A 25,069-nucleotide genomic window follows, 5' to 3' on the forward strand; every position below is an offset into this window, starting at 1 on the left:
TAATAGGTGCGATGTAAGCGGGGTAAAACAGGACGGCCGGGAGATGAGTTTGTTATAACATATGTGTATTTTGAAATATTACGCTCCATTATATCCATATATATAGCGAGTAGGAATATATTTGGTGTAACACTATTGAACTACACCTTTTAATTACACCCCATTTTGAAGCTTTCTACGCAGACGGCCCCGGCCGTCCATACCCGAGGTATGCCCGTTACCGGGCAGGCCCAGAACGATTTATTTCACATAGTATTCAATATCAACCGTGGTGGAATGGCCGGCTTCGGCGCGACCCTGACCTCACTCATCCGCCACTGTAGTGCCACGGATCAGCTGATGATGCACATCATGTGTTCCCGGCTGGACGAACGGCATAAGGAACTGATCCGGACGACGCTGCACAACCTGGGCTATCGTGGGGGCGTACGCCTGATTGACTACGATGCCGATCGCGCGTTTCGTCATTTACCGGCCCTGCTGGGTGATCTGACAACCTATGGCCGGCTCCTGATACCGGACTACGTCGATGCCTCCCGGGTCCTGTACCTCGACAGCGATCTGATCGTATCCTGTGACGTCTTGACCCTGAAGGCCGTGGAACTCGGCGACCACCTTCTGGGGGCCATCACGCGATCCACCGTCGCATATTCCCTGGATCAGGACTGCCTGTTGGGTATCGGCTGCGAGGCGGATATGCCGTACTTCAATGCAGGGATCTTGCTGATTGATCTTTCGCGGTGGCGACAACTCGATATCGACGCCCGCTGGCGCGAGATCGCCTCCTCGCAGGCGGAAAAACTGACGTGTTGCGATCAGACCCTGCTTAATGCCATATGCCGGGGGAATTTTCACCGCCTACCCCCGCAATACAATACGCCCAGTCTGGCCAACCGCGGCGACGACGAACACTTCCGGGGAGGCATCCTCCATTTTCTGGGTTCCCCTAAGCCCTGGGACCCCGGCGGCAGACAACTGCACCGTGGGTACGCCGCGTGGAAGGCACACAGCGACCTCAGCTGGGAACACGAATTTCACCGCTTTGGCCTGGGCAGGCTGCGCCGGGGCTGGCAAATCCGACGTAGTCTGCTCCGCACCATCCTGCAACGGTGGCGAAACTCCGGGTAGGGGGCCAACCCAATCGGCGATAGACTGTTCTTCAGGCCATGAAGCCGGTTATTCACGCACTATTCTACGGTCTGATCGCAACGGCATGTTTGGCCTGCGGTCATGATCACGCCAACGGCGTTGACCCCGAACACGCTCCACCCTACCTGCAGCACCATCCCGTAGACGAAGAGACGGGCTATTACCTTACCGATAGCCTCGGCTACCCGGGCAATCATCCCTTCGACCCGGAAACCGGGGTAGTTTCTCCGGAGCCGGTGCGGGATTGGGCGTACGTCGATCAGGCGAACCGTTCCTTCGGCAGCGCCGACCTGCGGGGGAAGGTATACGTTGCGGACTTCTTCTTCACTTCCTGCCCGACGATCTGTCCGAAGGTGGCCAGTCAGATGCTGCGACTGGAGGAGGAGTTCAGCGACGATCCCGACTTTATGCTCGTGTCCTTCACGGTCGACCCCAAACGGGATACGCCGGAGCGCATGACGGAGTATGCTAATAAGCTGGGTATCCGGGACATGGACCGGTGGCGGTTCATCCACGGGGACAAATTCGAAATCTACGATCTCGACGAGGATTACCTGAGCGTGGCGATGGAGAACGATGCCGCGCCCGGCGGATTCGACCACAGCGGTTATCTGGTGCTCGTGGACCGCGAGGGTTTCGTGCGGGCCTACGCCAGTGGACTTGTGGAGGAGGAAGTAGACCACCTTATGGAGGATGCCCGCCTGTTGCTGAACCGGAAGGCGCGGTAATTCATCAGAGATTGCGCAGTTCGCGCCAGAGATTTTCCCGGGCCTGTGCTTCGTATTCCCGCCGTCCGAAGGCGGTATGATAAATGTGTGGCCGGTCGAGAAAGGTGGTGAGGATTTTATTGCGCCCCGTCCGGTAAACGAAGCCCGGTATCATCCAGAATTCCTTGCGAACCGCGGCGGTGTACCGATCGTAGGCATCCGGAGTACGGGCCAGTACCGCCAGATCGAGGTCGATGAGGAGAGCTTCGTCCCCGTCGTCGACCGGGGAGGGCTGGTGTGTTTTGGTGGATAAAATGAGCTGGCGGCAGCGGTCGGTGCGGCCGGCGTCGATGGCCGGATCCCGGCGGAGCATTTTAACGGCCGACTGGGCGCTGCGGGCCTCGTTATCGTTACGCGTGGGCTGATAGACGATGTCGTGATAGATTAACGCTACGCCGAAAATAAGCGGATCGGCGGGTGGCGGACCGCCGGCGGCCTCGTACCGTTTCCGGTGTAGAAGCATCTCATCGAGGTGACTCAGATTATGGTAAGGTCGACCCGCGTAGGCACGCTTGATGTTCTTCCAATCCAGGAGCGGACTGGACAACTGAGCCTGTACATCGAAAAAATAAGCTTCGATCACGGGGTACGATTTACCGGTGGTAGCGGGAAGGCGTACCTTTGCCGCCAGGGAACTAACTGAATAGACTGCCAGATGCCTGGTAGCGCACCAAAGTAAACATATGTCGGTCAAAATAGACGAAAGCTTACGTCAACGGATCCTACAATTTATCAACGAAGCGCTGGCCGAGGACGTCGGTGCCGGCGACTTCACCAGCGAGGCTACCATCCCGGTGACCAAACGCGATACGGCCCGGTTGCTCGTGAAGGACGTGGGTATTCTGGCCGGCGTGGAAGTTGCCAAGATGATCTTCAACGCGGTCGACCCCACCATGGAGTTCGAGCAGCTGATGGAAGACGGCGACCTGATGCACGTCGGCGACGAAGCCTTCCTCGTCACGTGCAACACGCGCGCTCTGCTCCAGGCCGAACGACTGGTGCTCAATACCATGCAGCGGATGAGCGGCATCGCCACCCTGGCCAACCGCTACGCCTTCGAGGTTGAAGATCTGCCGGTGAAAGTACTTGACACCCGAAAAACCACGCCCAACCTGAGGTTTCTCGAAAAGTGGGCGGTGCGCCTGGGCGGCGCCCATAATTACCGCGACGGCCTGTACGACCGGATAATGATCAAGGATAACCACGTCGACGCGGCGGGCTCCCTGACGAAGGCCATCGAGGACGTACAGACCTTTTTCCGGGAAAATGCCGTACAACTGCCCATCACGGTGGAGGTGCGTAACCTGGTCGAATTGATGGAAGTGCTGGAGGTCGGGCAAATCGACCGGATCATGCTCGATAACTTCGAAATTCCCCTGCTTCGGGAAGCCGTGGCGCACGTCGACCGGCGGTACGAAACCGAAGCCAGTGGTGGCATTACGCTGGACAGCATTCGTGCCGTCGCGGAAACGGGGGTAGATTTCATCTCCGTCGGTGCCCTCACCCACTCGGCCGTCAGCCTGGATCTGAGCCTTAAGGTAATCAAGTAAAAGACCGGCATCCGCCCATCCGAAGAAGGGGAATGCCGGTCCTACCCTTACCTGCTGCTCGTCTGTGGGTGAAGAAAACGCGCCTGGATTTGTCTAAGCGGTAGACGGACCGGGGTCAGGCATCACTACGTTGCAAAAATGTCCTCCCTCCGGTCCCCGGTTAAAGGATGAAAAAGGGAAGTATGCCGATCTGGGTTCAGAAGGGCAAGTCTTCGGCCGGAGTGACGGCGGTCCGTTCGGCCTTCTTCGCGGTCCGGCGCTTCGTGGTTTTCTTCGGTGCCGGCTCGGCTACCGCCATTTCCGCAAACTCGGGCTCGGCATCGATTTCGGTGGAATTCCGCTCCTTGGATCCGAGGAATGAAAACTCCTCCAGGATGATTTCCGCAGTCGTCCGCTGTTGATCGTGCTTGTCGGTCCACTTGTTGTAGCGGAGTGCGCCGGTCAGGGCTATTTGGGTGCCCTTCGTGAGGTAGCGCTCGAGGACGTCGACCACTTTTCCGAAGGCCTTGACCCGGTGCCATTCGGTGCGGTCGATCTTCTCCCCCTCGCGGTTGCGGTAGGTGTCGTTGGTGGCCAGGCTGAACTCGATTACCCGACTGCCGCTGGGAAGCGTCTTGCAGATGGGAAGCTGACCGACGTTGCCGATGAGGGTTACACTATTACGTACATTCATGATAAAAAGGATTGGTAATGGCTCGTGCCCCTTGTCGCATTAATATCGGACACGAGCATTGGTGAAGTAATTGCCGCCGCCTGATCGCTCGGTGAAGCAGTACACATTGCTTTCAATCGGTGACGATGCAAAGGTGAGGGCGGCCCAATCCAATAGTCGTCATTTAGACGTATGCTTGCGTATATAAACGAATGTAAACGTTTACTAACGATGAATATGTAGCATATATCGCTATTAATCAGTTACTTATGTGGATTTTGGTGGGATGGGAGCTGTCGCACTTTTTTTACTTTATTTTATGGCGACCAGGGCAGGAAGCACGGTGTGCGGCGTTCACCCAAACAAATTCACGGTGCCTCACGGTTTGGATTACATGACTGACTTCCCTATTCACTCCGTACTGGCTCGCTGCGCCGCGGCCGTCGCCGCAAAACCGCCCGCCGCGATGTTCGGTTTACGCGACGAAGGGTACGATACTCTGTACGAACAACTGATCAGCAGCATCATCAGCGTACGGACGTACGACGAGACGAGCACGGAAGTCAGTCGCAGATTATTCGCGCTGGCACGTACGCCCGAGGAAATGATCCGACTAGATCGCGAGACGCTCATCGATGCCATCAGTAAAGCAACCTTTCCGGGCGACAAGGCGGACAACATACTGGCGCTCAGCCACCGCATCGTGGCGGATTACGGAGGTGAGACGCCGGCGGATTTCGACCAGCTCACCGCCTTCCGGGGCGTGGGGCCGAAAGTGGCGAGCCTGGCTCTGGGTGTCGCGCTAAATCATCCCATCATCGCCGTCGATATTCACGTGCACCGCATTACGAATCGCTGGGGCTACGTAGCCACGAAAACGCCCGACCAGACCCGCAATGCCCTCACAAATAAACTCCCGCGCGACCTCTGGATCGAGATCAACCGCGTCCTGGTCCCCTTCGGAAAACACGTCTGCACCGGTACGCGCCCTAAGTGTCACAGCTGCCCGGTGGTTGATGACTGTGCGAGGGTGGGGGTAAAGTGGTAGCGTGGTACGAATAGTAATGTGGTATCAATTACAAATACCACACTACTATCGTACTACACGACTATCATACCATACTACTATCGTACCACACTACTATCGTACCATACTACTATCGTACCACATTACCATTTCACTTAACCACCACCTCCACCAAATATTCCTCCCCAAACTCTTCATTCAGCCGAGTGCGGATGCCTTCCCTGACCATGGTCAGTTGATTGCGGAGCGGCGCGTTGTTGACGTAGACGTACAGTTTACGGTTACGGACCAGAAAGTCGCGGGTATGCTGGGCAACGTGCTTGCCGAAGAATTTTTCCCACACCATCTTAGTGCGGGCCTTGAAGTAGCCGGCTTCGTTGTGACTGTTGCGGAGGAGACGCATGAACGCGACCTTCAACTCCTGGGGTTCGGGCTTTTTCGGCGGCGTTTTGTACATGGCGATTATTCTTCCTCTAAGAACCGTTTCCACTCGGCTTCGTTGCGTGCTACGCCGTCGACGACGAGAAATCGCTCCCAGTCGACGTTCGGATTATGACTGATGAGGGAGGTGATGCGCTCCGGATCGGTGTCCGTAATGAAAAGTTGACCGAAGGCCGAGCTCATGACAAGATCGAGGAGTTGCTTTACCCTCTCCCGGTCGAGTTTATCGAAGATATCGTCGAGCAGGAGGATGGGCGTGCGGTTGGTACTGGCTTCCAGCAAGCGATACTGGGCGAGCTTCAGGGAGAGTACGAACGATTTGAGTTGGCCCTGACTGGCGACGCGTCTTAGCGGGTGCTCGTTCTGGGTAAATACGAGTTCGTCCCGGTGAACGCCACCGGAGGTCCGTTGCAGGATGCGGTCCTTTTCCGCGCGTTCGCTCAGGAGAGACTCCCAGTCGGTGCCCGTGAGATGCGATTTGTACTCCAACCCCACTTCCTCCCGTTGGCCACTGATGGCGGCGTACGCCTGGGTAAGCAAGTCCGTAAAGGGGTCTACGAACGCCTGGCGTTTTTGGTGTATGTATTCGGCCGGGGCCTTCATCTGGGCGTCGTACACGCTGAGTAGCCCCGTGTGATCGTGGTGTCCTTCGAGTTCCTTCAGGCGGGCGTTGCGATTGTCCAGCAGCCGGTTGTAGGCAATGAGGTGATTGAGGTACTGCGGATCGGTCTGGCTGAGGCTGTTGTCGAGTAGTTTGCGGCGGGTGGCACTTCCCTCCAGGACCAGATTGATGTCGTCGGGGGTCACGATTACCACCGGGTAGCGGCCTACGTGCTCGCTGATACGGTCGTAGGCGGTACCGTTGCGCTCGATCACCTTGCGCTGGCGCTTGCGGAGCTTGACTACGATGCGGTCCTCGCGTTCGTCATCGAGGGTGAAGGTTCCGTCGATCCGGGCCACTCGATCCCCGTGACGAATGTTGTACTGGTCCACGCTGTTTCCGTAGCCCTTACTCATGCAGAGGTAGTAGATCGCCTCCAGCAGATTCGTCTTACCCGCCCCGTTGAAACCCACGAAGCAGTTCAGCCGCGGCGAAAAGCTCAGGCGCTGCTGAGCGTAATTCTTGAACTGGGTGAGCCGAAGGTGAGAAAGGTACAAGGAGAAGGACGATTTACAGTATGCGATGTACAATGTACCATTTTGCTCCACACGGTTCAGACGCAACACTTGGGCGGGGCCGCGGGTGCAAGGGCGGACACGGAAAAGCAAGCTAGGAGTAAATTCTATACGTCAAATGGCCGATTTCAAATTTTGCTCCGCACGGCACAGACGCAACACTTGGGCGGGGCCGCGGGTGCAGAGACATATACTGAAATAGCAAGCCACTAATCCACGAAGAAATTTAGCTGAGGCACGGCCGATCCGGGTAAAGAATATCAGCAGCAAGCAAAGGCGGAAATTTTAGACAGTCAATTTTAAATTTTACACCGCTACGTCATGCTCCCGCAAAGCGGCATTCAGACTGGTTTTCTTATCCGTACTTTCCTTCCGCTTCCCGATGATCAGCGCGCAGCTCACCTGATAGTCGCCGGCGGGAAACGACTTCGTATAACTTCCGGGAATGACTACGGAACGCTCGGGCACCACGCCCCGGTGAGTGACGGGTTCCGGACCGGTAACGTCGATGATGCGGGTGCTTTGGGTCAGCACGACGTTTGCGCCCAGTACGGCTTCCTTCCGTACCCGAACGCCCTCCACGACAATCGACCGCGAGCCGATGAAGCAGTCGTCCTCGATAATGGTGGGAGTAGCCTGTAGGGGTTCGAGGACACCCCCGATGCCTACCCCGCCGCTGAGGTGGACGTTGCGTCCGATCTGTCCGCAGCTGCCGACCGTGGCCCAGGTATCGACCATGGTGCCGCTGCCCACCCAGGCGCCGATGTTGACGTAGCTGGGCATCATGATGACGCCGCTTTCGAGGTAGGCTCCGTAGCGGGCTACGGCGTGGGGTACGACGCGCACCCCCTGGCTCGCGTAATCGCGCTTGAGTTCCATTTTGTCGTGAAACTCAAAGGGGCCTACCTCCACCGTTTCCATGTTCCGGATCGGAAAGTAGAGCACGACTGCCTTCTTCACCCAGTCATTGACGACCCAGTCACCGTCCTGACCCGGTTCGGCTACGCGCAGGCGGCCCTTGTCGAGTTCCTCGATGACGGCATTGATGGCTTCCCGGGTAGCGGTTTCCTGGAGGAGCGCGCGGTTGTCCCAGGCGGATTCTATGGTTTGACGAAGGTCTTGCATCTTGGTATAGCTGGTAAGCGGGCAAAGATGCGGAAAGTCCGGACAATGGGCTGGAATCAGCGCGGAGCCTTATATTCAGGGTACACTCTATCCGAACCCAGACTATGGCGACCGCCTACCGTATGTTACTCGTCGGCCTTCTGGCAAGCGTCCTGCCGCTATGCTTGCCCGCCCAGGAGACGACCGAACCGGTTCCGGCGCCGAATACGCGGGAGGAAATGCTGGTGCGGGGACTGGCGTATCTGGAAGCTGGTGAGCACGCACCGGCCCGGGAACTACTGATCTGCGTGGCCTTCGGCGAGGCGGATACGATATGGGAGGACAGTCTTTCCGGCCTGGCGCTGCATAAGCTCGGCGTGGTGGCCTTCAACGAGGCGAACGACTCGCTCGCCGCACACTGGTTCCGGGAGGCCATTACCGTGCGCGACCGTTACTACAAGGGCCCCCACAACGATCGTGCACACTCCCGCGGCGGACTAGCCGACCCCCTGCTATACCTGGGAAAGCTCGACGAAGCACTGGATGTCATCCGTGAAGCCGTAGCCATTTACGGAGCGGTCGACCGGGTTGATAGCCTGAACTGGCTCCGCAGCTTGAATACCCTGAGCAGCGTGGCCGTGGAATCCCGTAACTACCAACTCGGTCTGAGTGCCAGTTACCGTGCCCTCACCTTACTGGACGAAATGCCGCACCTCGCCCCCGGCGATGCTTTCTATACCTGCTACAACGCTTCCATCGTACAGCTACGGCTCGACAAGTTGCCGCAAGCCGCCGCCAATGCGCAACGCGCCCTGACGTACGTTGCCCGTACCGGGAGTAACCTGGCCGTCAACACCGCCAGTGCATACAATCAATTGGCCGTTGTGCAACGGGAACTCGGAAAGGAAGAAGAAAGCTACACTAATCTTTTGCGGGGGATGGAAACCCTGCTGGTCGGTGACCCCGATTCCCACGTACTCGGTTACCTCTACCTCAATCTCGCCGAGTACTACGGCGGCCGGGGAGATGCGAAACAGGGGAACCTCTACGATACCCGGGCTAAGGAAGTGTTTGCGCAATACGGTATGCTCAGAGAGTACGCGATCGTGGATAAATTTCCCCGCGCGCTCCACGCCATGGGACGCTCTGACCGCGCGCTCACCCTGGTCAACGAAAAACTGAAATACCTGGGCGATATGCCCGGCGACTCGATTACGCAGTGGGCCGCCGCCCACCCGGGTGATGTCGTTCCCATGATCGATCTACTGTCCGCACGCGCGGAGATCCTTGCCGATCTCGGAGAACGGAGTGACGCGATTCGGGACTATGCGACGGCCCTCTCCCTGCAGGATCAACTTAGGGCTCAAGTCAATGACTTTGAAAGCCGGAGCTACCTGAGCAAAAACCTGCGGCCGTTCTTCGACCGCGCCGTGGCACTGCACTTCGACAGTTACCGAGAGACGGGAGACACCATGCACTTGTGGGAGGCATTCGCCCTGAGTGAACGGGCGCGGGCCTACAGTCTGCTCGCCAATCTGCGCGCCCACGCGGACCCCAGTGAGGAGGAACGGCGGCTCAGTCAGCACGTTGCCGAACTGGAACGGGCGTCTACGGACAACCGACCGCAACAGCGGATCGCGCTTGCCCAGGCCCGCATAAAGCTGGACCGGCTACGGGACAACCGACAGTCTTCGGAATTGTACCGATTCGCCCTTGACCGGAAGGCCCTGACCGACCACATCCGAAACAACGACTGCACGTTGCTGGAATACTACCTGGGGTCCTCCATTAACTTACTGTTCGTGCTCACGCCGTCCGGGCAGCTTTCCGTCCATCCCATCGCGGATGGCGACGCGCTGAACGATCGCATCGCCCGGTGGCGACAAAGTATCGAGGAGGGGGAGTACCGCCGGAAGAGTCTGCGGCCACCCCCCACTCAGTTGGAACTGGATCGGCAATTTTTGGTGCAGGGGCTGGAGCTTACCAACCAGTTGATTCCGCTTTCCGTCAGACAATCATTGCACCTGCGGCCCCGCCTGTGCATCGTGCCGGACGGGGGATTGAACTACCTGCCTTTCGCGGCCCTGCCGTTGCGGGCGCAACCGCTTCCCCTCGACTATCACGTCGTGGATTATCTGCAGAGGATTACCGAGGTGCACTACGCGTACAGTGCCGGATTCATGCTACAGGTGGGAAAGCGTTCTCCCGCAACATATCAGGAGGATTTGCTCGCTTTCGCGCCGACGTTCCGGGCAGAGACGGGCCTGCAACCACTGGCGAATAATGCACACGAGGTGAGCCAGATTGCCGGACTGCTGCCCGCGGCGACTATCTTTTACGGCCGGGAAGCGAATCGTAGCAATTTTATGACGTCGCTGGGTCGTGCCCGAATACTGCACTTGTCGAGCCACGGCAGTGTCCACCCGGGAAATTCCAATCTGAGTTTCGTGGCCTTCAGCCAGCTGGGGGATAGCCTCGACCGCTCCGAAATGCTCTACTTTAACGACCTGCGCAACCTGCCGCTGAACAACGAACTGACGGTGCTGTCGGCCTGTGAAACCTCGCTCGGGGAACTGGCGGCCGGGGAGACGACCATGAGTTTTGCCAGTGCCCTGGCCAGCGCCGGGTCGCGTAGTACCCTGACGACGCTCTGGGAAGTTGACGACCGGGCGACGAAGGGGCTGATCGTGGATTTTTACCGTCGCTTAGTAGCGGGAGAGGGACGGGCAACGGCCCTGAACCGTGCGCAGTCGGATCACCGCTCGTCGCGCGACTACGCCCACCCCTACTACTGGTCCGGGGTGGTACTATACGGCGCTCCGGGACCGATCGAGCTGAACGACCGTGGGCTCGGGCAGTGGGCCTTCGGGGGGTGGGGCTGGCTCGTAGCGGGTATAGTCCCTATCGTCGGTCTGCTGCTTTACTACGTGTTGAAGTATCGCTACTCCGGGCGTCGCGAGAGTCCGGAGAGTTTGGCCGACAGTCGTTTCCAGTGACCGGGGAAGAAAAAGGCGCGCAGCAGTTTGACGGGGCGTTGGTGCTCGGAACGGACGGTGATGGAGCGATCGTCCTGCTCCACTCCGGTGATACCGAAGAGAGGCACCTCGACCGGAGAGCGGAACCCCGTTTTGGCCCGGAAGGTGAGATTGTCGAGCCTGACCCGAAACAGGTTGCGGACCGCGAAGGAGAGAAATACCGGTAAAAGCAACAGGGTGGAAGGCCCGAGGTCTTCCCCGGCGATCGCGGCGTACACGAGGTAAGCCGGTATGCCGATAATGCTGAAGAGCAGGATGAAGAGGGAGGCGTTGCGCATGGGGAAAAGGACCCCGGCGCGGTAATCCCGAAAAAGCAACCATAGTTCCGTGACCAGGCTGGCGGTAACGAGACCGGCCACCAGCCAGGCCACGGAGAAGGCCCATTCCGGCATACGACCGGGTAGGAAGCGATAGGCGGCGATGACGAACAATACCAGCAGGATACTGCCTACGTTGGCGATCAGTTGGTACGGCGGTGTTTTCATACCTCGCAGATGCGCAGTCCCTCCTCCAGGGACTTGATCTTATCGTCGTAAGTGGGAAGGAATTCCTGGGCAACGTAGCCCGTAAAGCCCGTCTCGTGGATCGCGCGGATGATGGCCGGGTAATTGAGTTCCTGGCTGTCGTTGATCTCGTGGCGGCCCGGTACGCCCCCCGTGTGGTAATGACCGATGTAGGGGTGATACTTATTGATGGTCGCGATGATGTCGCCCTCCATGATCTGCATGTGGTAAATATCGTAGAGGAGCTTAAAGCGGTCGGATCCGATCATTTCGGCCAGGGCGGCTCCCCACTGGGTGCGGTCACACATGTAATCGGGGTGGTTGACCTTACTGTTGAGCAACTCCATCTGGAGGGTTACGCCGGCTTCCTCGGCGAGTTTGACCATGGGCTTGAGGCCTACGGCGCAATTGATCATGCCGTCGTAGTCACTCATCCCCCGGCGGTTGCCGCTCATGACGATGACGCTGGGAATACCGTGGTCGGCGGCATCGCGAATAGCCTGGGTATAGTTGGCCCGTAGTTTTTCGTGGTTGGCCGGATTGTTCCAACCCTGATCGATGCTGAAATCGGATATCGTGCCCATGGCGCAGGTCATGCCGTACTTCTTCAGGGTGGGCCACTGGTCGACGGTCGTGAGCTCGATGCTCTTCAGGCCGACGTCGCCGCCCCGCTCGCAGAGTTCCTCGAGGGTCATACCGTTGTAGCACCAAAAGCAGGCACTGTGGTTGGTCGTAGCGGTGCCGGAGGTAGCGGTACGGGTTGCGGCATCGGTGGCGGCAATGGCCCGTCCCATGGCAAGAGTACCCAGACCGAGGGCGGTATTTTTAAGGACTTTACGGCGATTCATCGTTGGTGGATTGCATGATAGTGAACCGACAAGATAAGGCAATATTCTACGGTGGGCGAAGCAGGGGGGAAGCGAAAATGCCGATAAATGCGGGCGGGGAAGGGAAAAGAGGACTAGTTTAGTAACGGGTGCCCGGCTTGCCGGATCAAGCGGCGTGGCCCCGAATATCCACCGTAAAAGTGGCTTCACCCCCCATCAATTGTTCTCAGCTATGAAACCACCCAAACATTCTCTTCGCTGGCTTGGCGCCGGTCTGCTTGCCGCCGGGCTGTGGCTAACCCGCCGGCGGTCCAAGGAAAGCCCCCGGCAATCGGCACGATTACGCCCCAGTGATCCCGATAAGCCCACGCCCGACCTCCTGCGTTTCGATCGGCTGGGGGAAGCCGTTCATTACCGGGACCCCGAGCTGCCGAAGCTGGATGATGACTGTAGCTCGGAGGGTAACTACCGCATGGCGCGACTGTCCGGCTTTACGGCCGATAGTTTCACGCTCCACGTATACAACGGCTCGCCCGCCGTGCTACAGCTGCGGGTGTACGGCCGTGCGGGGGAAAAGATCAAACCACTGACGGAGTGTATCGGCATTGGTGGGGTCGTAAAGAAAGTCGCGGTGAGCCCCGGGCGGGAAAGCTTCGCGGAGTACATCGTACGCTTCAGTCTGGCGGATAACCCGGAGGGAAAATTCGATCCCGCGGACTTCGTCGCCCTGGCCGTTTACGAGCGGGAGCCGCCCCCGCAGCCCGGCATTCGGTACCGGAAGCTGGCCGGGGGAGGTGCGGACGACCCCGGGGCGGAGCTCTCCTTCAGTCATGACCGCAAATCCTTCCAACGCATTGTACTCAGCAGTTGCGAAGCGGACGGAGATTACCTGCGCAAGTGGGCGAGCAAGACGGGACTGGGCGAAGCGGAGGCCTACTTCGGCCCCCTGGGCAGCGTGGTGGTGCTCGGCGTGCCTCCGGGACTCGATCCCGACACGACCGGAGGGGCTACGGCGCGCATCCGGCCGGAGAAGAACACCGTAGATGCCACGGCCGAACCCGACTACATCGTTAATGCGCGAAACGCGAATGCGCCCACCGAGCGGAACGGAAAGGTGAGGAAAAATACCCGGGACCCGCTGGGGGGAGAGGATGACGACTTCCGTCCGCAGACCAAATTTGACGACGGGGAGCCACCGATCGTCGTGGCGGTGATTGACGGCGGAGTGGATTACTCCACCCACAATCAGGGTCACTGGCAGCCGAGTCGCTACGATCAACCGTTGGAATCGGAATTCGTCAAGACGGGCGGCCTGGGTTACGACTTCATTCATAAGGACTCCGATCCGCAAGATGAGGCCCCCCACGGGACCTACGTCGCGGGAGCGATCATCGGTGGTTACCGGGCGGCCGCGCCCCTCAAGCTGGTACACTTCAAAATCTTCGGGACGGAAGCTATCTCTTCCTATTTCGGCGCGTTGGTAGCTATCTACGAGGCGGCTACCGTAAAGAGCACTATCATCAATATGAGCTGGGGGATGTACGCTCCGAAGGCGCCACCGGCCCTTCAGTGCGCGCTGGAAGCGGCCGTGAAGCAGGGGTGTTACCTGGTTACTTCCGCCGGAAACGACCAGACGAATATCGACCAGACGCCCCAGTGGCCCGCTGCTTTCGCTCCCCGCTACCCGAAACATATGATCACGACGGCCTCGTTTCACCACCTGGGCAAACCGGACCGGAGCACGGTGCAGCTGCGGGACTTCTCGAACTTCGGTGCCCGCCACGTCACGGTTGCCGCCTACCAAACCACCCGGGTTCCGGAGTTCAATTCTCCGGACACCACTTTTCCGCTCGGTACCTCCATTTCCGCACCCATCGTGACGGCCACCCTGGCCCAGTTTCTGGCGGAAAACCCGGGAGCTACCCTGGCGGACTTTACCCAACTATACGAGCGGGCACCCGCCCTGGCCTCGGCGGTGACCGGGGGGGCGTACCTACCCGTGGAGCGGAGTGGGGTGGTGGGATAGCGGGCGGCTATATGTTGCGCCGGTTAAGCTCTCCCACCGCGTGGTCTACGGCGCGGGCGGTCAGGGCCATGTAGGTTAGGCTGGGGTTGACGCATGCCGCGCTAACCATGGCCGCTCCGTCGGTGACGTAGAGGTTTTTGCAGTTCCAGACCTGGTTGTGGCGGTTCAGAACGCTGGTCCGGGGATCGTTCCCCATACGGGCGGCCCCCATCTCGTGGATCGAGAAGCCCGGGTGTGCTTCCTGACGGAAAGTCTGAATGTTGCGTGCACCCGCGGCTTCCAGCATTTCCGCGGCGCAGTTGGCCATGTCGTCGCGCATACTCGCTTCGTTTTCGCCGAAGGCAACGTCCATGGTAAGGGTGGGCAGGCCGTCCTTGTCGAGCAGGTCTTCGTTGAGCGTTACCCGGTTGTCGGGGTTCGACAGGCATTCGCCGAAGCCGGTCATGCCGACGCTCCAGCCGCCCGGTTCGAGGAGTCGTTGTTTGAGGTCGGCTCCGAGGGCCAGGTCGGCTTCCCGGACGAGGCTCCACCAGCCGTCGCGGCTTGCACCTCCCTGATAACCGAATCCGCGCAGGTAGTCCTTTTCGGTATCGGAGGTGCCGAGGTTGACGAAGCGGGGAATGTAAAAGCCGTTGGGTTTACGGCCCTTATCGATCTGATCGCGGTGACCCTCGAAGGAGCCCGACGCACCGATGCGGTGGTGATGATCCATGATGTTGCGCCCCACCTGATCGTTGTCGTTGCCTAGTCCGTTGGGTTGCGCGTCCGACTTACTGGCGAGCAGAATAGCGGCGGTGTTGAGGGTAGAGGCGTTGAGGAAGACCACGCCCCGGCTGAAGTACTCGATTTCCTCACCGGTGTCCGTATGCTTGACCCGCACGCCGGAGGCCCTGCCGGCGTCGGCATCGTAGATCACCTCGCGCACGGCGGCGTGGTTCAGCAGGGTCATATTGCCGGTAGCACGGGCTACGGGAATGGTGCTCGAGTTGCTGGCGAAATATCCGCCGTAGGGGCAGCCGCGGATGCAACGGTTGCGGTAGACGCAGTTGCCGCGGGTGCCCAGGTGCACGTCCGGGTCGTAAGCAGTCAGGTGAGCCGCCCGCCCCGGGGTGACGCGTCGGTCGGGAAAGCGTTCCCGTACCCGATCCTGGAACTGGGTTTCGATGCAGTTGAAGGGCATTTCGGGCAGAAAGGGGCCATCGGGCAGCTGGGCGAGGTTCTCCGGGCGGCCGCTCACTCCGACGAAGGTGCTGGCCTTATCGTACCAGGGCTTGAGTTCGGCGTAGCGAATGGGCCAGTCGATGGCGATTCCCTCGCGGGCGTTGGCACTAAAGTCGAGATCGCTGAGTCGGTAACACTGCCGGCCCCACATGAGGCTACGCCCACCGGTCTGGTAGCCGCGGATCCAGTCGAAGCGGCGCTTTTCGGTGTAGGGATACTCGTCGTCCTTGACGAAAAAGTCCTTACTGCTCTGCCGCAGCACGTAGTCCTTGCGCCGCAGCTTTTCGTAGTGGGCCTCCTTTTCGGCGGCGGGCACCTGATCGCGGTAGGGTAGATCCCAGGGGTCGAGGTTCGCGGTGGGGTAGTCGCCGTGTTCGACCGGGCGGCCGCGTTCGAGTACGAGAGTCTTCAGTCCGGCCCGGCATAATTCCATAGCGGCCCAGCCCCCGCTGATGCCGGTGCCGACGACGATAGCGTCGTAGGTGTTGTTTTCTTTTCCTTTCACGAAATGCAAGTTATGACCTTTGCCCCCGGTCGGCCCCCGTTAACTATCTTTGCGACCAATATATTAACCGGCCGATAAATTATGAGTGAACAACGTGCAATTCTGCTATTAGCCGACGGGACCACCTACCACGGAAAGGCAGCGGGAAAGATCGGTACCACCATCGGGGAAATCTGTTTCAATACCGGAATGACGGGGTACCAGGAGATCTTCACCGACCCCAGTTATTACGGTCAGATCCTGGTGGCCACCAACGCCCACATCGGAAACTACGGAATCAGCGACACCGAGATCGAGTCGGATACCGTGAAGATCGCCGGCCTCATCTGCAAGAACTTTACCATTCCGTACAGCCGGCAGCAGGCCCAGTCGTCGATCCAGGACTACTTCGAACGGGAAGGGGTAGTCGGCATCAGCGACGTCGATACCCGGGCCATCGTGCGCCACATTCGGGATAAGGGAGCGATGAACGCCATCATCTCCAGCGACAATTTCGATCTCGACGATCTGCGCCGGCAACTCGACGCCGCGCCGAATATGGAAGGCTTGGAGCTCAGTAGCCACGTCACCACGAAGGAAGCCTACACCCTGGGCGACCCCAACGCTCCGATCAAGGTGGCCGTGCTGGATCTGGGAACCAAGAAGAACATCCTGCGGAATTTTCTGAGCCGTGATTGTTTCGTGAAGGTCTTCCCGGCCCGTACGTCGATCGAGGAAATCCGCGAATTCGGCGCCGATGGCCTGTTCATCAGTAACGGGCCCGGCGATCCGGGAGCCATGGATTACGCTGTGGACACCGCCCAGGCCATGCTGGCCGAGGATAAACCCATGTTCGGCATTTGTCTGGGACATCAGATCCTGGCCCGCGCCGTCGGTATCCCCACTTACAAGATGCACAACGGACACCGCGGTATCAATCATCCGGTCTTTAACCTGATTACGGGCAAGAGCGAAATCACCAGCCAGAACCACGGTTTCGGCGTGAGTCCGGAGGCCATCGAGCAGAATCTCGATATCGTGGAGGTGACCCACCGCAACCTGAACGACGACACCATCGAAGGCATCCGCGTCCGCGGAAAATCCGCCTTCAGCGTGCAGTACCATCCGGAGGCCAGCCCCGGCCCCCACGACGCGGCCTACCTGTTCGATCAGTTCGTGGACCTGATCAAGGAACGGCAGCAGGAAAGCGCCGGGTAGGTTACCAGACCCCGCCGGCTCTTCGCCGGTCCGCCCCCGCTCCCGCGTTCCCGCCCAGTACCTCCTTTAGTAAAGTCGCAATATCTTGCGCGCCATTAACATCCGACTATGAGTAGTATCCTTGACATCCGTGCCCGCCAGATTCTGGACAGCCGCGGCAACCCAACCGTAGAAGTAGAAGTAGTTACCGCCGAGGGGATCGTCGGTCGCGCCGCCGTACCCAGTGGAGCCAGTACCGGAAAGTACGAGGCCGTAGAACTGCGGGATGACGACAAGAACGTATACCTGGGAAAGGGCGTCCAGAAGGCCATTGCCAACGTCGAAGAAAAGATTGCCGAGGAGCTCCTGGGAGTTGACGTCACCGACCAACGTTACATCGATGAGTCGATGATCGATCTGGACGGTACGCCCAACAAGAGTAAACTGGGCGCCAACGCGATCCTGGGCGTAAGTCTGGCCGCCGCCAAGGCCGCCGCCCTGGAACTGAACCAGCCGCTGTACCGCTACATCGGCGGGGTGAACGCCCACACCATGCCGGTGCCGATGATGAACATCCTCAACGGCGGCAGCCACGCGGACAACAGCATCGACTTCCAGGAATTCATGATCATGCCCCTCGGCGCCGATACCTTCAGCGAATCCCTGCGGATGGGCGTGGAAACCTTCCACCACCTGAAAAAAGTACTTCAGAGCAAGGGGTACAGCACCAATGTCGGTGACGAGGGTGGGTTCGCCCCGAACATCAAGAGCAACGAGGAGGCTATCGAAATCGTGCTGCGTGCCATCGAATCAGCCGGCTACAAGCCCGGCGACGACATCATGATCGCCATGGACGCCGCGGCTTCCGAATTTTACGACAGCAAGGAAGGGGTGTACCACTTCCACAAGTCCGACGGCCGCAAGATCGAAAGCGCCGCCATGGTCGATTACTGGAAGGGATGGGTGGATAAGTACCCCATTTTCAGCATCGAGGACGGGCTGGACGAGGACGACTGGTCCGCCTGGGCCGCCCTGAACGCCAGCATCGGCGACCGGTGCCAGCTCGTCGGAGACGACCTTTTCGTGACCAATACCGAGCGGCTGAGCCGCGGAATCAAGGAGAAGAGTGCCAACAGTATTCTTATCAAGGTCAACCAGATCGGCTCGCTCACCGAGACCATCAACGCCGTCAGCATGGCCCAGCTCGCCGGTTACACGAGCGTGATGAGCCACCGGAGCGGGGAAACGGAGGATACGACCATCGCCGACCTGGCCGTAGCTCTGAATACCGGGCAGATCAAGACCGGTTCCGCTAGCCGGTCCGACCGGATCGCCAAGTATAACCAGCTGCTCCGTATCGAGGAGGAACTGGCGGAGACGGCATACTTTCCGGGGCGGCAGTTGGTTAAGTAGTAGACTACTATACTTAACCCTATCTTCACCACCATGGCCACCCGCAAAAGAACCAACCCCGTTACCGAGTTGTGGATGAAAGTGCCCGCTTATCTGCGGAACCGCTACTTCGTCACCCTCGTGTGCTTCACCGTGTTGATGCTCTTTTTCGACCGACACGACGTGGGTACCCAGTTTCGGCTAAATTCCACCGTGAACAGGCTGGAGGCGGATCTGAAGCGGTACGACAAGCTGACGGCGGAAGCGGAGGCCGAAAAGCTGGATATGGAGCAGAATCGCGAGCGCTTCGCCCGTGAGAACTACTACATGCAGCAGGACGATGAGGACGTATTCATCATTGTAGATAAATAAGGTGCTTCCGGTAACCGGCGGGGCCTAAACCCACAATAAATAAGATGGCAGTTTTAGTCACTAAAGATTCTAACGTAATTGTACAGGGCATCACCGGTAAGGAAGGTAGCTTCCACGCCGAGCAGATGATCGAATACGGCACCAACGTCGTTGGCGGCGTTACGCCCGGAAAGGGAGGACAGACCCACCTTGACCGGCCCGTATTTAATACCGTCGCCGACGCCGTCCGGGAAGCCGGAGCGGACGTGTCGGTCATTTTCGTCCCGCCCCCCTTCGCGGCGGACGCCATCATGGAGGCGGCCGCGGCCGGCATCAAGGTGATCATCTGCATCACGGAGGGCATCCCCGTACAGGATATGGTGAAGGTACGCTCCTACATCAACGACTACGAAACCCGCCTGATCGGGCCCAACTGCCCCGGCGTGATCACTCCCGGACAGGCCAAGTGCGGCATCATGCCCGGCTTCATTCACACCCCCGGTAAGATCGGTATCGTGAGTCGCTCCGGTACCCTGACCTACGAAGCCGTGGATCAGGTAACCAAGGCCGGCATGGGCCAGAGCACCTGCATCGGTATCGGCGGTGACCCCATCATCGGCACCACGACCAAGGACGCCGTCGAACTGCTGATGAACGACCCCGACACCGAGGGCATCATCATGATCGGTGAGATCGGCGGCACGATGGAGGCCGACGCCGCCCGCTACATCAAGGAACACGGAACCAAACCGGTAGTTGGATTCATCGCCGGGCAAACCGCTCCCAAGGGACGTACCATGGGCCACGCCGGCGCCATCGTCGGCGGCCACGAAGACACCGCCGAGGCCAAGATGAAGATCATGGAGGAGTGCGGCATTCACGTGGTCAAGAGCCCCGCGGACATCGGCAGCACGATGGTCAAGGCTCTCCGCTAGTACGATGCGGTTTCCAACCGCGCTGTACAATGCGGGTTCCGACCGCGCTGTACAATGCGGTTTCTGACCGCGCTGTACGATGCGGTCTCTGACCGCGCCAGTATAATGCGGTTTCCGACCGCGACAAAAAAAGGGCGCCGAGATCATCTCGGCGCCCTTCGCATGTACGGTAAGTCCGGTTCTAGTACCAGTCCTTCCCTCCCAGCTCGGCGTACACCCGTTCAATCCCCTCCCGGAGTTCGATCGAGTGCTTCCAGCCCATGGCGTGCAGCTTATCGACGTTCATCAGCTTCCGCGGCGTACCGTCGGGCTTGGAGCGGTCGTGGGTAATCTCCCCCTGGTACCCGACCACCTCCCTGATGGTCTGGGCCAGCTCGAGAATACTCAGGTCCTCCCCGGTGCCGACGTTTACGAAGCCGTAGTCACTGAAGTGGTGCATGAGATAAACGCAGGCGGCGGCCAGGTCATCGGCGTGGAGGAACTCCCGTTTCGGGGAGCCGGTTCCCCACATCACCACCTCCGGGCGGTTCTCCCGCTTGGCTTCGTGGAATTTCCGGATCAGGGCGGGCAGCACGTGGCTGGTTTCCAGGTCGTAGTTGTCGTTCGGTCCGTACAGGTTCGTCGGCATCACGGAGATGAAATCGCAACCGTACTGTGCCCGGTAGGCATCGCATAGTTTGATCCCCGTGATCTTAGCGATCGCGTAAGGTTCGTTGGTAGGTTCGAGCGGGCCGGTGAGCAGAGCGTCTTCCGTGAGGGGTTGGGGGGCCAGTTTCGGGTAGATGCAGGAGGAGCCGAGAAACTGCAGCTTCTTCACTCCGTGCACCCGGGCGGCCTCGATCACGTTGGCCTCGATCATGAGGTTGTCGTAGAGGAACTGCCCGCGGTAGACGTTATTCGCCAGGATCCCCCCCACCTTCGCGGCGGCCAGGAACACGTAGTCCGGCTGTTCGGCGGCGAAAAATTCGTTCACCGCGCGTTGGTCGCGCAGGTCGAGTTCGCTGCTCGTGCGGGTAATCAGGTTATCGTAGCCATCGGCGCGCAGTTTGCGGGCAATGGCCGAGCCCACCATACCGCGGTGGCCCGCGACGTAGATTTTATCGGTTGGGGTCATGTAATTTTGCTTTAACGGCTAGCTGACCACGGGTTGGCGACCGATGCTGTCGTAGTGGAAGCCGGCCTCCTGCATCCGCTCCAGGTCGTAGAGGTTACGGCCGTCGAAGATGATGGGAGCGTTCAGTAGGCTCTTCATCTTTTCGAAGTCGGGCGTGCGGAACACGCTCCACTCCGTCACGATGGCCAGAGCGTCGGCGCCCTCGAGGGCTTCGTACTGGTCTTCGCAGAAGGTCACCTTGTCCCCGTACAGCTTGCGCACGTGCTCGGTGGCTTCCGGATCGAATGCTCGCACCTGCGCGCCCGCCTCCAGGAGCCGGTCGATGGTGTAGAGGGCCGGAGCTTCCCGGATATCGTCCGTGTTGGGTTTGAAGGCCAGTCCCCAGAGCGCGATGGTCTTACCCTTGAGGTCTTCCCCGAAGTGCGCCTCCAGCTTGTCGGCGATGCGGAAGCGTTGCTTGGTATTGACGCTCATGACCGCGTTGAGGATGCGGAAGTCGTAGTCGTGCTGGCCGGCCGTGTGCGCGAGCGCCTGCACGTCCTTGGGGAAGCAGGAACCGCCGTAGCCGACACCGGGGAACAGGAAGCGCTTACCGATGCGCGTATCGCTGCCCATGCCCTTGCGGACCGCGTCGACGTCGGCGCCGGCCTTCTCGCAGAGGTTGGCGATCTCGTTCATGAAGGAGATCCGCGTAGCCAGGTAAGAGTTGGCGGCGTACTTCGTCATCTCGGCCGAACGCAGGTCCATGAAGATGATGGGGTTGCCCGAGCGTACGAAGGGTTCGTACAGCCGGCGCATCTTCTCTTCGGCCTTCTTGCTGTCGGTGCCGATAACGACGCGGTCGGGTTTGAGAAAGTCGTCGACCGCTACACCTTCCCGCAGGAACTCCGGGTTGGAGACCACGTCGAACAGGCTCTCGTCGAGGTTCTCGGCGAGGGCGGCGTGCACCTTCTCCGCCGTGCCCACGGGTACGGTACTCTTATCGATCACGATGGTATACTTCGTGATGATCTTGGAGAGGTCCTGGGCGACGCCGAGGATGTAGCGCAGATCGGCCGATCCGTCCTCTCCCGGAGGAGTGGGCAGGGCCAGGAAGATGATGTCGGAAGCATCGACGGCTTCCTTCAGATCGGTGGTAAACTTGAGGCGTCCCTGCCGCTGATTGCGCTCGAAGAGCACGTCCAGGTCGGGTTCGTAGATGGGCACCTGGCCCTGCTTCATTTTCTCTACTTTGTTCGCGTCGATATCGACGCAAATCACTTCGTTGCCGGTTTCGGCGAAGCATGTTCCGGTTACGAGTCCGACGTATCCGGTTCCAACTACTGCAATTTTCATAGTGTGGGGTTTTTGAAAAGGGGTTAGCGGCGGGTCCGCGGGAGCAACGTAGCTCATCAAAAGCCATGCCCGTGGGTACCCGCCCGAATGGTTATTAAGGGTTATTTGTTGTTTTCGGCGTCCGCCCGGGCCACGGCTTCCCGGAAGTAGGGGAGGGTGCGCCGGAGTCCTTCCTCCCGGCTCACCCGGGGAGACCAGCCCAGAATCTCGCGGGCACGGGTAATGTCGGGCTGCCGCACCTTAGGATCGTCCACGGGCAGCGGACGACGGTCGAGGTGGGCGTCGGGGTTCCCGACGAGTTCGAGGATCTCCTCGGCGAACTGCATGATGGTCGTTTCATCCTGGTTGCCGATGTTGACCGGTTGGGCGTAGTCACTCATCAGCAGGCGGTAGATCCCCTCTACCAGGTCATCGACGTAGCAGAAGGAACGCGTTTGGCTACCGTCGCCGAAGACGGTGAGGCCCTGGCCGCGGATCGCCTGGCTGAAGAAGGCGGGCAGTACGCGGCCGTCGTTGAGGCGCATACGGGGACCGTAGGTATTGAAGATGCGGACGATACGCGTTTCCACGCCGTGGAAGGTGTGGTAGGCCATCGTCATGGCTTCCTGGAAACGCTTGGCCTCGTCGTACACGCCCCGCGGGCCGACGGGGTTCACGTTGCCCCAGTAGTTCTCCTGCTGCGGGTGCTCGAGGGGGTCGCCGTAGACCTCGCTGGTGGAGGCGATCAGCATCCGGGCGTTCTTGGCCTTGGCCAAACCGAGGAGGTTGTGGGTGCCGAGACTGCCGACCTTCAGCGTCTGGATGGGCATTTTGAGGTAATCGATCGGGCTTGCCGGGCTGGCGAAGTGAAGGATGTAGTCCAGCTCCCCGGGAACGTGTACGAATTTACTGACGTCGTGGTAGTAAAATTCGAATTCCTTCCGGGGCATCAGGTGGGCAATGTTGTCCATCGAACCGGTGATCAGGTTGTCCATACCAATGACGTGGAAACCTTCCGCGATAAAGCGATCGGATAGGTGAGAACCCAAAAAGCCGGCCGCGCCGGTGATCAATACCTTTTTCATGTAACTGGGGTTGTAAATAGTGGGGGGCGGAAAAGGAAAACCAGGGAGGTCTTAGACCCCCCTGGTAACCATTAAATAGTCGAGTGTATTATTTGTTAAGTACCGTTTTGTTTTTCGCCGTAGCCTAGTTGAATGACACCTCACGCGTCAGTGCGGCGCCGGAATCAGTAGCCAGGCGTAACACGTAAGTTCCCGAGGGTAAGCGGCTCGGACGGGTGAAGAGCTTGTGGTCGCCCTTGCCGTCGACTCCGATCTCGTTGGCGAGTACCAGGCGACCGCGACCGTCGAAGAGGGAGTACCGCAGGCGGTTGCTGCCCGGGCTGTCGACGGCGATGAGGATGTCCCGGGGGTCCGAACCCGGATAGGGCTGGCCGATCGTCCATCCGTCTTCCGTCGACTCATCGGTATCCGCCGAGGCCTGCTCGTTACACTTGTTGGTCAGGGGCAGGTACTTGAAGTCGTCGTACAGCAGGCTCTTCACCTGGGTGGTGCGCACGTTGAACCAGTCTACGAGGATCGATCCGTACACGTCCCGGAAATCGAACTGCATGGGTACGCCGTCGCTTTGGGAAACGTCCTTGTTGATCTGGACGTTATCCCCGGTTACGGGGTTGTTGATACAGCTGCCGAAGAGGAACATCGGGCCGGCCGAACCGTGATCGGTACCGAAGCTGGCGTTGGGGCGGATCCGGCGACCGAACTCGCTGAAGGTCAGTCCCAGTACGCGCTCTTCCAGCCCCTGGGCCTTCAGATCGTTCTGAAAATCGCTAATGGCACGGCTGACGTCGCTGAGGAGTTGGGCGTGGGTACCCGTGGCGGTGTTGCTCTCGAATACCTGACCGGCGTGGGTGTCGAAGCCGTTCATGTAGACGGTGTACACCTTCGACTGCAATCCGCCGCTGATCATGCGGGCAACCTTCTTGAGCTGCTCACCCAGCGGGTTCGTGGAGTTCTTGGGGTAGAGATTCTCATCCCGGTACCGGTAGGTCACGGCGTTGCGGCCACGGTCGGCGGCTTCCTTGATTACGTCGTTGTAGCTGTTCGTCTGCCGCATGGTGGTGCGGATGAAGGCCAGCTCGTCGCCGTACTTGTCGTCGGACATCAGGCTGTTCGACATGGCCAGCGTGCGGACGTTATCGGGGTCGAGTACGGTCTGGCTGAAGTTGATCTCCGGTCCCTCGCAGGTGGGGTGGGCAACGTCGCCGATGGAAACGGCCGGGGGGTGGGGCTTGTCCGAGCTGGGGTAGCCCACCGGGTAGCCGGCGTACTGAGTATCGAGGTAGCGGCCCATCCAGCCGGAGGTGACGAACTCGTCCGCGGCGGATCCACTGGTGTAGATGTCGGTCGAACGGAAGTGGCTCCGGTTCTGGTTGGGATAGCCGACGCTCTGGATGATGCCGAGGCGGCCGTCGGTAAAGAGATTCCGCATGTCGCCCATTTGTGGGTGAAGTGCGAGAGTATCGTTCAGCTTTACCGTCTTCTTCTCCTCGATCATGATGCTCTTACGCACCGCGCTGAGGCCGGAGTACTGGTCGAGGGGGATGACGGTATTGAGGCCGTCGTTGCCTCCGAAGAGGTGGACGATCACCAGGATGCGGTCGGATTCCGGCGCGATCATGGAAGTGAAGCGCGAGGAACTGGCCCTGATACCGGTGATGGGGACGAGTGCGGGAATGCTGAAGGCTGCCGCCGTCTGTAGGAAATTTCTACGTTTCATGG

The 25,069-nt window shown here is 59.5% G+C and carries 22 protein-coding genes; 10 read left to right on the forward strand and 12 right to left on the reverse strand.

The annotated features are described in order from the left end of the window. The first annotated feature begins 165 nt into the window (after positions 1-165). The gene (locus tag NMA52_RS00870; protein WP_254825738.1) at positions 166-1,128 is read left to right on the forward strand and encodes a glycosyltransferase family 8 protein; all 963 of its coding nucleotides are present in this window, start codon (positions 166-168) and stop codon (positions 1,126-1,128) included. A 38-nt stretch (positions 1,129-1,166) separates the two neighbouring features. Continuing rightward, complete coding sequence (locus NMA52_RS00875; protein WP_254825739.1) at positions 1,167-1,877, forward strand: SCO family protein; 711 nt, start codon at positions 1,167-1,169, stop codon at positions 1,875-1,877. A 4-nt stretch (positions 1,878-1,881) separates the two neighbouring features. Here NMA52_RS00875 and NMA52_RS00880 read toward each other — a convergent pair whose 3' ends face one another. Beyond that, positions 1,882-2,499, reverse strand: coding sequence for a hypothetical protein (locus NMA52_RS00880; protein ID WP_254825740.1), 618 nt, complete (start codon positions 2,497-2,499; stop codon positions 1,882-1,884). A 100-nt stretch (positions 2,500-2,599) separates the two neighbouring features. Here NMA52_RS00880 and nadC point away from each other — a divergent pair, with 100 nt between their 5' ends. Beyond that, on the forward strand, positions 2,600-3,466 hold the full coding sequence (gene nadC, locus NMA52_RS00885) for a carboxylating nicotinate-nucleotide diphosphorylase (protein WP_254825741.1): 867 nt from the start codon (positions 2,600-2,602) through the stop codon (positions 3,464-3,466). A 196-nt stretch (positions 3,467-3,662) separates the two neighbouring features. Here nadC and NMA52_RS00890 read toward each other — a convergent pair whose 3' ends face one another. After that, on the reverse strand, positions 3,663-4,139 hold the full coding sequence (locus tag NMA52_RS00890) for a single-stranded DNA-binding protein (protein ID WP_254825742.1): 477 nt from the start codon (positions 4,137-4,139) through the stop codon (positions 3,663-3,665). A gap of 373 nt (positions 4,140-4,512) precedes the next feature. Here NMA52_RS00890 and nth point away from each other — a divergent pair, with 373 nt between their 5' ends. Further along, positions 4,513-5,166, forward strand: a complete 654-nt coding sequence (gene nth, locus NMA52_RS00895) for an endonuclease III (protein ID WP_254825743.1) — start codon at positions 4,513-4,515, stop codon at positions 5,164-5,166. A 130-nt stretch (positions 5,167-5,296) separates the two neighbouring features. Here nth and NMA52_RS00900 read toward each other — a convergent pair whose 3' ends face one another. The 3 genes from NMA52_RS00900 to NMA52_RS00910 all read right to left on the reverse strand — a co-directional run bounded on the left by NMA52_RS00900 (position 5,297) and on the right by NMA52_RS00910 (position 7,887). Continuing rightward, positions 5,297-5,602, reverse strand: coding sequence for a DUF721 domain-containing protein (locus NMA52_RS00900; protein WP_254825744.1), 306 nt, complete (start codon positions 5,600-5,602; stop codon positions 5,297-5,299). Between the two features lie 5 nt (positions 5,603-5,607). Then, complete coding sequence (locus NMA52_RS00905) at positions 5,608-6,744, reverse strand: DNA replication/repair protein RecF (protein ID WP_254825745.1); 1,137 nt, start codon at positions 6,742-6,744, stop codon at positions 5,608-5,610. Between the two features lie 324 nt (positions 6,745-7,068). Then, complete coding sequence (locus NMA52_RS00910; RefSeq protein WP_254825746.1) at positions 7,069-7,887, reverse strand: 2,3,4,5-tetrahydropyridine-2,6-dicarboxylate N-succinyltransferase; 819 nt, start codon at positions 7,885-7,887, stop codon at positions 7,069-7,071. Between the two features lie 104 nt (positions 7,888-7,991). Between NMA52_RS00910 and NMA52_RS00915 the strand changes: the two genes are divergently transcribed. After that, the gene (locus NMA52_RS00915; RefSeq protein ID WP_254825747.1) at positions 7,992-10,862 is read left to right on the forward strand and encodes a CHAT domain-containing protein; all 2,871 of its coding nucleotides are present in this window, start codon (positions 7,992-7,994) and stop codon (positions 10,860-10,862) included. Here NMA52_RS00915 and NMA52_RS00920 read toward each other — a convergent pair. Then, positions 10,808-11,386, reverse strand: a complete 579-nt coding sequence (locus NMA52_RS00920; RefSeq protein WP_254825748.1) for a hypothetical protein — start codon at positions 11,384-11,386, stop codon at positions 10,808-10,810. The two genes, NMA52_RS00915 and NMA52_RS00920, sit on opposite strands and share 55 nt — an antisense overlap. Beyond that, on the reverse strand, positions 11,383-12,252 hold the full coding sequence (locus NMA52_RS00925) for a hydroxypyruvate isomerase family protein (RefSeq protein ID WP_254825749.1): 870 nt from the start codon (positions 12,250-12,252) through the stop codon (positions 11,383-11,385). The genes NMA52_RS00920 and NMA52_RS00925 overlap by 4 nt, the downstream gene beginning before the upstream one ends. Positions 12,253-12,463: 211 nt before the next feature. Here NMA52_RS00925 and NMA52_RS00930 point away from each other — a divergent pair, with 211 nt between their 5' ends. Beyond that, on the forward strand, positions 12,464-14,257 hold the full coding sequence (locus tag NMA52_RS00930; RefSeq protein ID WP_254825750.1) for a S8 family serine peptidase: 1,794 nt from the start codon (positions 12,464-12,466) through the stop codon (positions 14,255-14,257). A 7-nt stretch (positions 14,258-14,264) separates the two neighbouring features. Here NMA52_RS00930 and NMA52_RS00935 read toward each other — a convergent pair whose 3' ends face one another. Next, a complete protein-coding gene (locus NMA52_RS00935; RefSeq protein ID WP_254825751.1) occupies positions 14,265-15,983 on the reverse strand; it encodes a GMC oxidoreductase in 1,719 nt (572 codons plus the stop codon). Positions 15,984-16,064: 81 nt separating this feature from the next. Here NMA52_RS00935 and carA point away from each other — a divergent pair, with 81 nt between their 5' ends. From carA to sucD, 4 genes are all read left to right on the forward strand, one after another. Then, positions 16,065-17,180, forward strand: a complete 1,116-nt coding sequence (carA, locus tag NMA52_RS00940) for a glutamine-hydrolyzing carbamoyl-phosphate synthase small subunit (RefSeq protein WP_254825752.1) — start codon at positions 16,065-16,067, stop codon at positions 17,178-17,180. Between the two features lie 108 nt (positions 17,181-17,288). Further along, positions 17,289-18,572 carry a phosphopyruvate hydratase gene (eno, locus tag NMA52_RS00945; RefSeq protein ID WP_254825753.1) on the forward strand — a complete coding sequence of 428 codons (1,284 nt, stop codon included), beginning with the start codon at positions 17,289-17,291 and terminating at the stop codon, positions 18,570-18,572. Positions 18,573-18,605: 33 nt separating this feature from the next. Then, positions 18,606-18,923: a septum formation initiator family protein gene (locus NMA52_RS00950; RefSeq protein ID WP_254825754.1), complete on the forward strand. Its 318-nt coding sequence runs from the start codon at positions 18,606-18,608 to the stop codon at positions 18,921-18,923. 44 nt (positions 18,924-18,967) lie between these two features. Next, positions 18,968-19,837 (forward strand): succinate--CoA ligase subunit alpha, encoded by an 870-nt coding sequence (gene sucD, locus NMA52_RS00955; RefSeq protein WP_254825755.1) that lies wholly within the window; start codon positions 18,968-18,970, stop codon positions 19,835-19,837. 181 nt (positions 19,838-20,018) lie between these two features. Here sucD and NMA52_RS00960 read toward each other — a convergent pair whose 3' ends face one another. The 4 genes from NMA52_RS00960 to NMA52_RS00975 form a co-directional block, all read right to left on the reverse strand. Then, positions 20,019-20,951, reverse strand: coding sequence for a GDP-L-fucose synthase (locus tag NMA52_RS00960; protein WP_254825756.1), 933 nt, complete (start codon positions 20,949-20,951; stop codon positions 20,019-20,021). A gap of 18 nt (positions 20,952-20,969) precedes the next feature. Then, entirely contained in the window at positions 20,970-22,286 is a 1,317-nt protein-coding gene (locus tag NMA52_RS00965) for a UDP-glucose/GDP-mannose dehydrogenase family protein (RefSeq protein ID WP_254825757.1), read from the reverse strand. A 101-nt stretch (positions 22,287-22,387) separates the two neighbouring features. Further along, the gene (locus NMA52_RS00970; protein WP_254825758.1) at positions 22,388-23,350 is read right to left on the reverse strand and encodes a UDP-glucuronic acid decarboxylase family protein; all 963 of its coding nucleotides are present in this window, start codon (positions 23,348-23,350) and stop codon (positions 22,388-22,390) included. Positions 23,351-23,474: 124 nt separating this feature from the next. Next, positions 23,475-25,067, reverse strand: coding sequence for a DUF1501 domain-containing protein (locus tag NMA52_RS00975; RefSeq protein ID WP_254825759.1), 1,593 nt, complete (start codon positions 25,065-25,067; stop codon positions 23,475-23,477). Positions 25,068-25,069: the final 2 nt, after the last annotated feature.

Origin of the sequence: Lewinella sp. JB7 (assembly GCF_024297185.1) — a bacterium.
Taxonomy (GTDB): domain Bacteria; phylum Bacteroidota; class Bacteroidia; order Chitinophagales; family Saprospiraceae; genus Neolewinella.

Coding starts and splice junctions, on each gene's coding strand:
- NMA52_RS00930 (WP_254825750.1), top strand. CDS start 12,464: ATGAAACCACCCAAACATTCTCTTCGCTGGCTTGGCGCCGGTCTGCTT.
- NMA52_RS00960 (WP_254825756.1), bottom strand. CDS start 20,951: ATGACCCCAACCGATAAAATCTACGTCGCGGGCCACCGCGGTATGGTG.
- NMA52_RS00920 (WP_254825748.1), bottom strand. CDS start 11,386: ATGAAAACACCGCCGTACCAACTGATCGCCAACGTAGGCAGTATCCTG.
- nth (WP_254825743.1), top strand. CDS start 4,513: ATGACTGACTTCCCTATTCACTCCGTACTGGCTCGCTGCGCCGCGGCC.
- NMA52_RS00925 (WP_254825749.1), bottom strand. CDS start 12,252: ATGAATCGCCGTAAAGTCCTTAAAAATACCGCCCTCGGTCTGGGTACT.
- NMA52_RS00900 (WP_254825744.1), bottom strand. CDS start 5,602: ATGTACAAAACGCCGCCGAAAAAGCCCGAACCCCAGGAGTTGAAGGTC.
- nadC (WP_254825741.1), top strand. CDS start 2,600: ATGTCGGTCAAAATAGACGAAAGCTTACGTCAACGGATCCTACAATTT.
- carA (WP_254825752.1), top strand. CDS start 16,065: ATGAGTGAACAACGTGCAATTCTGCTATTAGCCGACGGGACCACCTAC.
- NMA52_RS00965 (WP_254825757.1), bottom strand. CDS start 22,286: ATGAAAATTGCAGTAGTTGGAACCGGATACGTCGGACTCGTAACCGGA.
- NMA52_RS00910 (WP_254825746.1), bottom strand. CDS start 7,887: ATGCAAGACCTTCGTCAAACCATAGAATCCGCCTGGGACAACCGCGCG.
- NMA52_RS00975 (WP_254825759.1), bottom strand. CDS start 25,067: ATGAAACGTAGAAATTTCCTACAGACGGCGGCAGCCTTCAGCATTCCC.
- NMA52_RS00875 (WP_254825739.1), top strand. CDS start 1,167: ATGAAGCCGGTTATTCACGCACTATTCTACGGTCTGATCGCAACGGCA.
- NMA52_RS00915 (WP_254825747.1), top strand. CDS start 7,992: ATGGCGACCGCCTACCGTATGTTACTCGTCGGCCTTCTGGCAAGCGTC.
- NMA52_RS00970 (WP_254825758.1), bottom strand. CDS start 23,350: ATGAAAAAGGTATTGATCACCGGCGCGGCCGGCTTTTTGGGTTCTCAC.
- sucD (WP_254825755.1), top strand. CDS start 18,968: ATGGCAGTTTTAGTCACTAAAGATTCTAACGTAATTGTACAGGGCATC.
- eno (WP_254825753.1), top strand. CDS start 17,289: ATGAGTAGTATCCTTGACATCCGTGCCCGCCAGATTCTGGACAGCCGC.
- NMA52_RS00890 (WP_254825742.1), bottom strand. CDS start 4,139: ATGAATGTACGTAATAGTGTAACCCTCATCGGCAACGTCGGTCAGCTT.
- NMA52_RS00950 (WP_254825754.1), top strand. CDS start 18,606: ATGGCCACCCGCAAAAGAACCAACCCCGTTACCGAGTTGTGGATGAAA.